This window comes from Pseudomonas sp. M1 (assembly GCF_022760135.1).
Classification (GTDB): domain Bacteria; phylum Pseudomonadota; class Gammaproteobacteria; order Pseudomonadales; family Pseudomonadaceae; genus Pseudomonas; species Pseudomonas citronellolis.
Genome location: NZ_CP094343.1, coordinates 4306576 through 4319127, shown reverse-complemented (window position 1 = coordinate 4319127; position 12552 = coordinate 4306576). Strand labels below are relative to the sequence as shown.

Genomic DNA, 12552 nt, shown 5'->3' with positions numbered 1-12552 from the left:
TAACCGCCCGCAATGGCGATTATCGAATTGAAGCTCTGACAGGCAATTCGTACTGTGGGCCGTCCGCCCGCGAGGGCATCGAATAACAACAATGAGTGACGGCCGCCGGTCCACGCCCCGGTGGCGCCCTCATTCCTGTCCGCCTGCAGGAATCGCCGCATGACCCGTTCCGCCACCCTGCCGTCCACCGGCACCCTGGACGTCCAGTCCTTCATCAATGCCCAGCCGCTGTCGGCGTACCAGTACCGCATCGTCCTGCTGTGCTTCCTCATCGTCTTCCTCGACGGCCTCGATACCGCGGCCATGGGCTTCATCGCCCCGGCGCTGACCCAGGACTGGGGCATCGACCGCGCCAGCCTCGGCCCGGTGATGAGCGCCGCGCTGATCGGCATGGTCTTCGGCGCCCTGGGCTCCGGCCCGCTGGCCGACCGCTTCGGGCGCAAGGTCGTGCTGGTGGCGGCGGTGTTCCTGTTCGGCCTGTTCAGCGTGCTCTGCGCCTTCAGCGCCAACCTCGACCAGCTGCTGGTGCTGCGCCTGCTCACCGGCGTCGGCCTGGGCGCGGCCATGCCCAACGCCACCACGCTGCTCGCCGAATACACCCCCGAGCGCCTCAAGTCGCTGCTGGTCACCAGCATGTTCTGCGGCTTCAACCTGGGCATGGCCGGCGGTGGCTTCATTTCCGCCAAGCTGATCCCGGCCTTCGGCTGGCACAGCCTGCTGCTGCTTGGCGGCGTGCTGCCGTTGGCGTTGGCCCTGGTGCTGTTGCTGTGGCTGCCGGAGTCGGCGCGCTTTCTGGTGGTGCGCAACCGCGGCGATGCGCGCGTGCGCAAGGCGCTGGCACCGATAGCCCCGGCCGAGGTGGCCATGGCCGGCGGCTTCAGCGTGCCGGAGCAGGGCAGCGCGCCCAGCGGCAACGTGCTCAAGGTGGTGTTCGCCGGCCGCTACAGCGCCGGCACCCTGCTGCTGTGGCTGACCTACTTCATGGGCCTGGTGATCGTCTACCTGCTCACCAGCTGGCTGCCCACCCTGATGCGCGACAGCGGCGCCAGCCTGGAGCAGGCGGCCTTCATCGGCGCGCTGTTCCAGCTCGGCGGGGTGCTCAGCTCGGTGGCGGTGGGCTGGGCCATGGACCGTTTCAACCCGCACAAGGTGATCGGCATCTTCTACTGCCTGGCTGGTGTCTTCGCCTACTGCGTGGGGCAGAGCCTGGGCACCCTCGGTCTGCTGGCGACTCTGGTGCTGGCCGCGGGCATGTGTGTGAACGGTGCGCAGTCGGCCATGCCTTCGCTGGCGGCGCGCTTTTATCCGACACAGGGGCGTGCCACCGGGGTGTCGTGGATGCTCGGCATTGGTCGCTTCGGTGCCATTCTCGGGGCCTGGATCGGGGCTACCCTGCTGGGGCTGGGGTGGAACTTCGAGCAGGTGCTCACTGCCCTGGTGGTGCCGGCGGCGATTGCCAGCGCGGCGGTGGTGATCAAGGGGGTGGTCAGCCACGCGGATGCGACTTGAAGCCCTGGGGCGTCGGCGCCCGGGAATGACGGCGGATAACGCCGTAGGCGTTATGCGCCCTACGAACTACGGCGTTATCCGCCGAATCGCGGACGGAGTCCGCTCCTACGGTTACAGGGAAGCACGGGCGAGCGGACTTTGTCCGCGATTGGATTCACCGGCCACGCCGGACGCCCCGGTGGCACGAATGGCCCCCTCTCCCGCTTGCGGGAGAGGGCTGGGGAGAGGGCGCTCTTACCCCTCAACCCCACAGCCACCAGCAAACCCCCTTCGCGAGCAAGCTCGCTCCTACGAAGAGCCGCCCCGAAAAACGACAACAGACGAGCGGTCACCCCCCACCTGCGAGCGGTAGCGAATGTACCGCCGATGAAAAATTAAGGACACATGCCGCCGCTAACGCCGGCTCGACAATAGGCCCATCGCATCCCGGCCCTCGGCCGGGGTTTCACGCAACTGTCGTTCGAGCGGTTCGGGCCATGAGCTTTGTCATTCACCCGCGCAGACCTGTACCCAGGGAGGGGGCCGGCGGTCAGCGTGCTTTCACCCTGATCGAGTTGATGGTGGTCGTCGCCCTGGTGGCGATCTTCGCCAGCATCGCCGTGCCGGCCTTCGGTTCGCTGATCGAGTCCAGCCGGGTGAAGTCCTCCGCCTCGGCGCTCTATCGTCTGCTCCAGGCCGCCCGCGCCGATGCCGTGAGCACGCGCACCGCCACCAGCCTGTGCCAGAACGGCAGCGCCTACGAGTGGCTGCTGGTGCGCGCCGGCAGTTGCGCCTCGCTCGATTCCAGCCTGGTGTCGCAGCGCCTCAGCCTGCCGACCAGCATCGGTATCAGCAGCAGCGTCAGCGCACTGACCTTCCATGCCGACGGCAGCGCCGCGGTGGCCAGCCTGAGCCTAAGCGGCAGCAAGAGCGGCAGCAGCTACAGCATCAAGGTCGCCGCTTCGGGCTACATGAGCTTTGGCTCGGGGAGCAGCCAATGACGCGCCGTGGCCTGGCCGGCTTCAGCCTGATCGAAGTGCTGGTGGCGCTGCTGGTGATCTGCGTCGGCGTGCTGGGCATGCTCGCCATGCAGGGCAGGGCGATCGCCTATTCCCAGGACATGGCGGTGCGCGGCACGGCGGCAGCCCTGGCCGACGAGCTGATGGAGACCCTCCGCACCGACCTCTATTCCGCCCAGGACGCCGGCACGCCGCTGACCCCGCCGGCCAGCTCCGACTACTACAAGGCCACCGGCAGAGCCTTCCCCGCAGCACCGAGCAGTTGTGCCTCGCTCGCTTCGCTGAGCGCCTCGCAGCGCCTGGGCTGCTGGGCGCAGCGGGTGCAGCAGGCGCTGCCCGATGCCGCCAGCCTGATGAGCAGCGACTTCCACATCTGTCGCAGCAACGGCGCCAGCACCTGCAGCGGCACCGGCTCGGCCATCGAGATCCAGCTGGCCTGGCGGGTGAAGTCCGGCGAGTGCCTGGAGGCCAGCCCCGGCAGCGACCCGACCATCTGCCACTACGTGCTGCGCGAGGAGCCCTGAATGCCCGCCCATTCCCGCCGCCAGGCCGGCCTCTCGCTGGTCGAGCTGATGGTGGCCATGACCCTCGGCCTGTTCCTGATACTGGGCGTCACCCAGATGTACCTCGACGGCAGCACCCGCACCCGCTACTTCGCCGGCCAGTCCGAGAACCTCGACAACGCCCGCTACCTGCAGCAGGTACTGGACGCGCGCCTGTCCCGGGCCGGCTACCGGCGCCAGCCGTCGGCGCGCATGAGCATCGCCTTCCCGGCGCAGAGCAAGAACGGCTGCAGCTTCGCCGCCGGCCAGGCGCTGGTGCGGGTGGACGCCAACACCCTGTGCCTGCGCTACCAGCCGCGCGACGCCGCCGACACCGACTGCACCGGCGCCTCCCTGGCCAGCCTGCCGGGGCTGACCACGCCCTACGCGACCTTCAGCTCGAGCAACGACGTGGTGGAGAAGATCGGCCTGGCCAGCGGCCAGCTCAGCTGCAACGGCAGCGTGCTGGCCGACAACGTGGCGGCGGTGCACTTCGACTACGGCGTGGACACCGGCACCGACGAGAACGCCCGCCAGGTCGCCAGGTACGTCGCCAGCCCGGGCAGCGCGCAGACCGTGCGCAGCCTGCGCTACACGCTGCTGCTGGCCAGCAGCGGGAGCAACCTGACCGGCGGCATGAGCACCACCACCTGCGCCAACTGGACGACCCTGAGCGGCGGCAGCGCCTGCACCGACGGCGACGGCACCCTGCGGCGCATCGTCAGCGGCAGCAGCATGTTGAGGAACCTGATGCCATGACTATTCCTGTGCACGGGCGGCAGCGCGGCGCCGTGCTGTTCGTCGCCCTGGTGATGCTGCTGGTGCTGACCCTGCTGGCGGTCGGCGGTATGCGCGAGATGCAGCTGGAAGGGCGGATGACCGGCAACCGCCTGGAGCTGCAGCGGCTGACCAGCGCCGCCGAGTCGGCCCTGCGCGAAGGCGAGGGCAGGGTGAGCCAGAGCAGCCGCGCGCTGGAGGCCTGCTCGTCGTCCAGCCCCTGCTACACCGGCCTGGCCAGCAGCTATGCCGCGGACTTCTCCGGCGCCACGGCCTACACCGGGCTGGACGGCGCCACCAGCCTGCCGCGCAACGCGCGCTGGTACCTGCGCTACATCGGCAACAGCTGCAAGGGCGGCTCCGGCGGCAGCGCCAACGCCTATCTGTCCAAGGGCCAGTCCGGCTGCACCTATTACTACGAAGTCAACGCCCAGGCCTACAAGGACAGCGCCAGCGTCAGCACCGGCTGCGCCGCCAACACCCTGTGCCTGCGCTCCAGCACCGCGCTGGTGATCCCATGAGGCCCGCAAGGAGGCTCCCCGCCATGAAACCGCTGCGCATGCTGGCGCTGTTCCTGCTGTCCTGCCTGCTGTGCGCCGGCGCCCGGGCCTCGGTGCTGGCGCAGACGCCGCTGTTCGTCAGCAACATCGCCCCGCCGATGAACATGCTGGTGGTCGGCCGCGACCAGAAGCTCTACTTCCCGGCCTACAACGACGCCTCGGACATCGACGGCGACGGCCAACTGGACATCTACTACAAGCCGAGCATCGACTACACCGGCTATTTCGACTCGTACAAGTGCTATTCCTACGACGACAGCAACGGTGTGTTCGTTCCTGCATCCACAACCAGCACCAAGAAGTGCAGCGGGAAGTGGAGCGGCGACTTCCTCAACTACCTGACCATGTCGCGCATCGACGTGCTGCGCAAGGTGCTCTACGGCGGCTATCGCTATGAGGACACCACCAGCAGCACCGTACTGGAGCGCCAGTTCATCCCCAACGATGCCCACACCTGGGGCAAGGAGTACCTGAGCGTTGCCCGCGACGGCTATAACATCGCCGACTACTCGCCCCTCACCGCACCCAGCAACGGCAAGTACATCCTCTTCGCTAACACCTCCCGGCCGAGCAGCGGCAACACCATCACCAGCTACACCGACGGCGCAGTGCCCAAGCTGCGCATCATCAACAGCACCCAGCAGGGCAGTAGCAACTACCGCATCTGGGGCTGGGTGTCGCGGGAGGTGGCCCAGGGCACCAACGCCATCACCAGTGCCGACACCAGCCGCACCGACACCAGCATCACGCCACAGTACGACCTGACGGTACGGGTGAAGGTTTGCGTCAGCGGGCTGCTGGAAAGCAATTGCACCGCTTATGGCAGCAGCAACAAGCCCACAGGCCTGCTGCATGACTATGCCGCCTCGAACAAGATGTACTTCGGCCTGCTCACCGGCACCTACACCAACAACCTGCAGGGCGGCGCCCTGCGCCGGGCGCCCACCAGCAGTTTCACCAGCGAGTACGACAGTTCCGGACGGTTCCTTACCAGTAGCGCGTCCAACAACAACAGCAAACGTACCTACGTCGACGGCAGTGGCATCGTCGCCAACCTTGACCGCCTGATCTACACCGACGTCTGCAGCAGCGCCTATAAGGCGACGTTCTCCAACGGCGACTGCCTCGACTGGGGCAACCCCCTGGGGGAAATGGCCTATGAGGCGTTGCGCTACTACGCGGGCCTGACGCCGTTCTCGTCCTATGCGTCCGGCAGCAAGGACACCAGCCTGGGGCTGACCAGCCTGAGTAGTTGGAGCAACCCGTACAACACCTATCCGTACTGCACCAAGCCCTATATGACGCTGGTCAGCGACGTGAACCCCAGCTACGACTCCGACGTGCCCGGCGGCACCCTGGGTAGCAGTCCGATCCCCTCGGAAAAGATCAACGGCTTTACCTTCGACTTCAGCAAAATAGGCGCGACGCTCTGGAACGCGGAGATCGGCAAGAGCGTTTCGGTGAACATCGGCCAGTCCGGCAGCACCAGCGATTCCGCACCGACGGCGAAGACCGCCAGCAGCTTCTCGACCATTCGCGGGCTGCCCGAGGAGCCTACCCGGCAGGGTAGCTATAGCACCGCCGCAGTCACTTATTTCGGCAGCCAGAACGGCCTCTCCGCCACCGGTTCGCACCCGGTGCAGTCGTTCTCCGTGGCGTTGTCTTCGACGTTGCCGAACATCCAGGTGCCGGTGAACTCCAGTACCGTGACCTTCAAGCCCTACGGGATGGTGGCCGATTCCAGCGGCATCGTGATGCAGATCACCGGCTTCTACATCGACAGCATGGCCAACACCTCCAGCGCCAACCTGGACTCGTCGATCAATGGCGGGCGGCCCTACTACAAGTTCCGCGTGGTGTACGACGACGCCGGGCAGAACGCCGACTTCGACATGGACTCCATCATCCTTTACACCGTCCAACTGGGCGCCGACGGGCGCGTGTCGGTCACCAGCGAAAACGAGTATTCGGTATCCGGTTCCGAGTCGCACATGGGCTACACCATTGCCGGTACCACCAAGGATGGTATCTACCTGGAGGTTGCCGGTGGCGTGGGGGGGACCAGCGGCACGGCGAGTTCTACACCAACGCGCTTCAAGTTCGACACGCCCGAGGGCACCGATGCCGGCGGCTGCGTGAGCAACACCAACAGCTGTTCGCGGCTGCCCGGGCGCTCGGGCGGGAACAAGGCGCTGAGCGCCGGCTCCTCGCACACCCGCTACTTCACCGCCAGCAGCTCCACCGCCGTCACCACCCTGCAGGACCCCCTGTGGTACGCCGCCAAGTACGGCAAGAGCGACCTCAGCACCTGGGATACCGACGGCGATGGCACCCCGGACAACTACTTCCTGGTGAGCAACCCGAGCAAGCTGGCCAGCCAGCTGAAGTCGGCCTTCGACGACATCCTCCAGCTCAACGCCTCGGTCACCGCGGTGGCGGTGGACTCGCAGTCGCTGGACGACGGCGACTACGTCTACAGCACCAACTTCAGCTCCAGCGACTGGACCGGCGACCTGATCAAGAAACAGAAGATCAAGACCACCTCCAGCAGCGGCGCCACCAGCACGACCACCACCACCCTGTGGAAGGCCTCGGCGCAGTTGCCCAGCAGCCGCAACATCTATTTCGCCAAGAACGGCAGCCTGACCTCGTTCACCTGGGCCAACCTCAGCAGCGCCCAGCAGACCGCGCTCAACCGCACCGCCGCCGGCGTGGTCGACAGCAAGGGCTCGACCCGCGTGGACTTCCTGCGCGGCAGCAACACCAGCTTCCGCAGCCGTTCCTCGCTGCTCGGCGACATCGTCAACTCCTCGCCGGTGCTGGTCAGCGGCGCCGACTACATCACCGCGCGGGCCGACGCCCTGGAAGGCAGCACCAGCTATGCCGCCTACGCTAGCGAGCAGGCCGCCAAGCCGGCGGCGGTCTACGTCGGCGCCAACGACGGCATGTTGCACGCCTTCAATGCCAGCACCGGGGCCGAGCTGTTCGCCTTCATCCCCAGCGCGGTGATCGCCAACCTGAACATCCTCACCGCCAGCGACTACGGCCAGGACGAAGGCACCGAGCACCGCTACTTCGTCGACGGCACCCCGGTGGTGGCCGACGTCTACTACGGCTCGGCCTGGCACAAGGTGCTGCTCGGCAGCCTCGGCGCCGGCGGCCGCGAGGTGTTCGCCCTGGACATCACCGATCCGGCCTCGCCGAGCCTGCTCTGGGAGTTCACCAGCGACAACGACTCCAGCCTCGGCTACACCGCCGCCAAGCCCAGCATCGCCCGCCTGCACGACGGCAAGTGGGTGGCCCTGGTGCCCAACGGCTACGAGAGCGGCAGCAACAGCGCCTCGCTGCTGATCATCGACATCCAGAGCGGCGCCCTGCTGAAGAAGATCACCGCCACCCCCAGCCTGACCACCACCGACACTGGCGCGCTCGACAGCCTGGCTAACGGCCTGTCGCGGCTCTACGTGGCCGACGTGAACAGCGACGGCATCGCCGACTACGCCTATGCCGGCGACCTGCTGGGCGACCTCTGGCGCTTCGACCTGATCGACACCAGCGCCAGCAGCCCGCTCACCGCCAGCGCCGCCGACGCCAAGTTCGCCGTGGCCTTTGGCGGCAACCCGCTGTACGTGGCGCGCAACGCCAGCAACGTGCGCCAGCCGATCACCGCGGCGCCGAGCCTGGTCGAACATCCCAGCGGCACCGGCTACATCGTCGCCTTCGGCAGCGGCCGCTACCTGACCACCTCGGACAAGACCTCCACCGCCACCCAGAGCGTCTACGGCATCTGGGACCGCAAGACCGCCGGCGAAGCCACCAGCGCCTCGCTGACCGCGGCCAGGACGCGCAGCGACCTGCAACAGCAGACGCTGACCGCCGGCACCACCGACGGCGCCACCACCTATACCCTGAGCGAGAGCGACGTCGCCTGGTACGACAGCAGCGGCAACACCGCCGACGCCAACGTCGCCACCTGGGGCTGGTACTTCGACTTCCCGCGCACTGGCGAGCGGCTGATCTACGACATGACGCTGTACGGCTCCAGCCTGATCTTCGCCAGCTCCACGCCGCAGACCGGCACCTGCGCCGCGGGGTTGTCCGGCACCGTCTACGCGGTGGACCCGGAGAGCGGCGGCAAGACCGACTACAACGTCTTCGACCTGAACAGCGACGGCACCTACGAGTCGATATCCGGCTTCGTCACCGACGGCGGCGACATCACCCTGTCCGGCGGCTACACCTGGGGCAACTCCGAAAATACCCTCGACGGCGTGGCCACCAACACCGGCACGGTCAGCGGCCGGCGCAGCTGGCAGGTGCTGCCGAGCGATTCCAACTGAAAGGGCCAGCGATGAAACCTGCACAGCGAAGCCGCGGCTTCACCCTGATAGAAATGATGATCGTCGTGGTCATCCTGGCGATACTCGCGGCCATCGCGCTGCCCAGCTACCAGAAGTACGTGCTGCGCAGCCACCGCGCCGAAGGCCAGGCGCTGCTCAGCGAGGCCGCGGCGCGGCAGGAGCGCTACTTCGCGCAGAACAACAGCTACGCCAGCAGCGCCGCGGCGCTGAACATGACCAGCTACGTCGCCAGCCTGCAGTACTACGGCCTGGCCATTTCCAACGTCAGCGCCTCGACCTACACCCTGACCGCCACGGCCACCGGCAGCCAGGCCAGGGACAGCGAATGCCTGACGCTCACCCTCGACCAGGCCGGCACCCGCGGCGCCACCGGCACCGGCACGGCCAGCAGCTGCTGGCAATGAGCCGGGGCGAAAGCGTGCGATAAGCGAACACTGCGCCACAGGTCGAATTGCGCCGCCCGCCTTCCGGCCTTTAGGGTGGCCGGACGGCAGGCGGGCCAGCCGTCCCCGATCCGGGGTGGCCTGCACGACCGTCCATCTCTGCCGGGCCCTGCCATCCCGGCCCCGGCATAGACTGGACGGGCACGAGCCGCGACGAAGAGCGCGGACGACAACAACAAGAGTGAGTGCCTGTATGCAGAACCTGCTGAGCGAGCGCAGCCGGGTATTCGAGCGAGCCGACCCCTACGCGGTGTCCGGCTACGTCAACCAGCACGTCGGCAACCACGCCCTGCGCATGCCCGCCCACGGCCGCCCCGAGGCCAGCCTCAACCACCGCAAGTTCGCCAGCCTCGACCTCTGCCGCATCCGCTACGGCGCCGCCGTGCGCGTCACCTCGCCGGCGCTGGAGACCATCTACCACCTGCAGGTACTGCTGCACGGCCACTGCCTGTGGCGCGGCCAGGGCCGGGAACACTACCTGGAGCCCGGCGAACTGTTGCTGATCAACCCGGACGACCCGGTCGACCTGACCTACTCGGACGACTGCGAGAAATTCATCATCAAGATTCCCACCGCGGTGCTCGAAGGCATCTGCGCCGAACAGCGCTGGGCCCACCCGCGCCAGGGCCCGCGCTTCACCGAGAGCCGCTACCGCCTGGGCGAGCTGGAAGGCTTCGTCAACCTGCTGGGCATGGTCTGCATGGAAGCCGAATCCAGCCAGCGCCTGCCGCGCATCGAGGAGCACTACCAGCAGATCGTCGCCAGCAAGCTGCTGACCCTGCTGCAGACCAACGTCAGCCGCGAATGCCTGGCCGCGCCCATGGCCTGCTTCGAGCGCATCGACGACTACATAGGGCGCAACCTGCGGCAGGACATCGACATCGAGGAACTGGCCCGCCAGGCGAAGATGAGCCTGCGCTCGCTCTACGCCCTGTTCGAACGCCACGCCAGCGCCACCCCGCGCCAGTACATCCGCCGGCGCAAGCTCGAACGCATCCGCGCCTGCCTCGCCGACCCCAGCTGCAACGTGCGCAGCGTCACCGAACTGGCGCTGGACTACGGCTTCCTGCACCTGGGGCGCTTCTCCGAAAGCTATCGCCAGCAGTTCGGCGAACTGCCCTCGGAAACCCTCAAGCGCCGCGGCTGAGCCCGAGCGACCCGCACATTCCTGACCTTCTGCGTAGGGCGCATAACGCCTACGGCGGATAACCGCGAACGGTTATGCGCCCTGCACCGGAGTGCTTTTCGTAGGATGGCGTTGAGCGAAGCGATACCCATCACCGCAACCGCATGGGCTTCGCAAGCTCAACCCATCCTACGAAAAGCCACGCTCGCTCATGCCCTACGGATTTCCAGGGAAATCTCCGCGCGCCCCCGCAAGCCCCCCGAAACACCCCGCAACCCCGCCTGCAAAAACCGGATAACGCTCTGCACAAAGCGGATATTGCCCCCGCCGACCCAGCCCTAACCTGAGCCTGCCTGAACAATAACAACGGAGGCCCCGGCCATGACCCTGGGTATCGACTACTTGCGTTCCCTGCTCGAAGAAGACCCCGCCAAGGGCGTCTACCGCTGCAAGCGCGAAATGTTCACCGACCCACGCCTGTTCGAACTGGAGATGAAGCACATCTTCGAAGGCAACTGGGTCTACCTCGCCCACGAAAGCCAGATTCCCGAGAAGAACGACTTCCTGACCACCCTGATCGGTCGCCAGTCGATCTTCATCGCGCGCAACAAGGATGGCGTGCTCAATGCCTTCCTCAACGCCTGCAGCCACAAGGGCGCCATGCTCTGTCGGCACAAGTCGGGCAACCGCTCCAGCTACACCTGCCCGTTCCACGGCTGGACCTTCAACAACTCCGGCAAACTGCTCAAGGTCAAGGACCCGGCCGAGGCCGGCTACCCGTCGAGCTTCAACTGCGAAGGCTCCCACGACCTGACCAAGGTCGCCCGCTTCGAGTCCTACCGCGGCTTCCTCTTCGGCAGCCTCAACCCCGACGTGCGCCCGCTGGTCGAGCACCTGGGCGAGTCGGCGAAGATCATCGACATGATCGTCGACCAGTCCCCCGAGGGCCTGGAAGTGCTGCGCGGCTCCTCCAGCTACATCTACGAAGGCAACTGGAAGCTCACCGCCGAGAACGGCGCCGACGGCTACCACGTCAGCTCCGTGCACTGGAACTACGCCGCCACCCAGAACCAGCGCAAGCAGCGCGAGGCCGGCGAGGAAGTGAAGACCATGAGCGCCGGCGGCTGGGCCAAGCACGGCGGCGGCTTCTACTCCTTCGAGCATGGCCACATGCTGCTCTGGACGCGCTGGGCCAACCCCGAGGACCGCCCGGCCTTCGAGCGCCGCGAGCAACTCGCCGCCGACTTCGGCCAGGCCCGCGCCGATTGGATGATCCAGAACTCGCGCAACCTCTGCCTGTACCCCAACGTCTACCTGATGGACCAGTTCAGCTCGCAGATCCGCATCGCCCGGCCGATCGACGTCAACCGCACCGAGATCACCATCTACTGCATCGCGCCCAAGGGCGAGAGTGCCGAGGCCCGCGCCCAGCGCATCCGCCAGTACGAGGACTTCTTCAACGTCAGCGGCATGGCCACCCCGGACGACCTGGAGGAGTTCCGCTCCTGCCAGCAGGCCTACCAGGGCAGCGCCGAAGGCTGGAACGACATGTCCCGCGGGGCCGCGCACTGGATCGACGGCGCCGACGCCGCCGCGCAGGAAATCGACTTGCACCCGCAGCTGTCCGGCGTGCGCACCGAGGACGAAGGCCTGTTCGTGCTGCAGCACAAGTACTGGCTGCAGGCGATGAGCGAAGCCCTGGCCGCCGAAGAAGCCAGGCGCATTCCGCTCGAGGAGGCCGTGTGATGAGCCGCTACGAAACCGTTCGCGACTTCCTCTACCGCGAAGCCCGCTACCTCGACGACAAGGACTGGGATGCCTGGCTGGAGCTGTACGCCAGCGACGCCAGCTTCTGGATGCCGGCCTGGGACGACCGCGACGAGCTGACCCAGGACCCGCAGCGGGAAATCTCGCTGATCTGGTACGGCAACCGCGGCGGCCTGGAAGACCGCGTGTTCCGCATCAAGACCGAACGCTCCAGCGCGACCATGCCGGACACCCGCACCTCGCACAACATCAGCAACATCGAAGTGCTGGGCGAGGAAGACGGCCTCTGCCAGGTGCGCTTCAACTGGCACACCCTGAGCTTCCGCTACAAGACCACCGACAGCTACTTCGGCACCAGCTTCTACACCCTCGACCTGCGCGGCGAGAACCCGCTGATCAAGGCGAAGAAAGTGGTGCTGAAGAACGACTACGTCCGCCAGGTCATCGACATCTACCACATCTGAGGTGG

Annotated in this window: 10 protein-coding genes; all 10 read left to right on the top strand. The window is 66.8% G+C overall.

Translation table 11 applies throughout. The features are described from left to right. Positions 1-159 precede the first annotated feature (159 nt). A complete protein-coding gene (locus tag PM1_RS18880) occupies positions 160-1509 on the top strand; it encodes an MFS transporter (RefSeq protein ID WP_009619283.1) in 1350 nt (449 codons plus the stop codon). A 476-nt stretch (positions 1510-1985) separates the two neighbouring features. Next, positions 1986-2489 carry a GspH/FimT family pseudopilin gene (locus PM1_RS18875; RefSeq protein ID WP_009619284.1) on the top strand — a complete coding sequence of 168 codons (504 nt, stop codon included), beginning with the start codon at positions 1986-1988 and terminating at the stop codon, positions 2487-2489. Continuing rightward, complete coding sequence (gene pilV, locus PM1_RS18870; protein WP_009619285.1) at positions 2486-3031, top strand: type IV pilus modification protein PilV; 546 nt, start codon at positions 2486-2488, stop codon at positions 3029-3031. Before PM1_RS18875 ends, pilV begins: the two co-directional genes overlap by 4 nt. After that, positions 3032-3808: a PilW family protein gene (locus tag PM1_RS18865; protein WP_009619287.1), complete on the top strand. Its 777-nt coding sequence runs from the start codon at positions 3032-3034 to the stop codon at positions 3806-3808. Further along, positions 3805-4347, top strand: coding sequence for a pilus assembly PilX family protein (locus PM1_RS18860; RefSeq protein WP_009619288.1), 543 nt, complete (start codon positions 3805-3807; stop codon positions 4345-4347). Before PM1_RS18865 ends, PM1_RS18860 begins: the two co-directional genes overlap by 4 nt. 23 nt (positions 4348-4370) lie before the next feature. Next, entirely contained in the window at positions 4371-8726 is a 4356-nt protein-coding gene (locus PM1_RS18855) for a pilus assembly protein (RefSeq protein WP_009619289.1), read from the top strand. An 11-nt stretch (positions 8727-8737) separates the two neighbouring features. After that, positions 8738-9151 (top strand): type IV pilin protein, encoded by a 414-nt coding sequence (locus tag PM1_RS18850; RefSeq protein ID WP_009619290.1) that lies wholly within the window; start codon positions 8738-8740, stop codon positions 9149-9151. 232 nt (positions 9152-9383) lie between these two features. Beyond that, positions 9384-10337 carry an AraC family transcriptional regulator gene (locus PM1_RS18845; protein ID WP_009619292.1) on the top strand — a complete coding sequence of 318 codons (954 nt, stop codon included), beginning with the start codon at positions 9384-9386 and terminating at the stop codon, positions 10335-10337. 360 nt (positions 10338-10697) lie between these two features. After that, the gene (gene benA, locus PM1_RS18840) at positions 10698-12062 is read left to right on the top strand and encodes a benzoate 1,2-dioxygenase large subunit (RefSeq protein WP_009619294.1); all 1365 of its coding nucleotides are present in this window, start codon (positions 10698-10700) and stop codon (positions 12060-12062) included. Further along, positions 12062-12547, top strand: a complete 486-nt coding sequence (gene benB, locus PM1_RS18835; protein WP_009619296.1) for a benzoate 1,2-dioxygenase small subunit — start codon at positions 12062-12064, stop codon at positions 12545-12547. The genes benA and benB overlap by 1 nt, the downstream gene beginning before the upstream one ends. Positions 12548-12552: the final 5 nt, after the last annotated feature.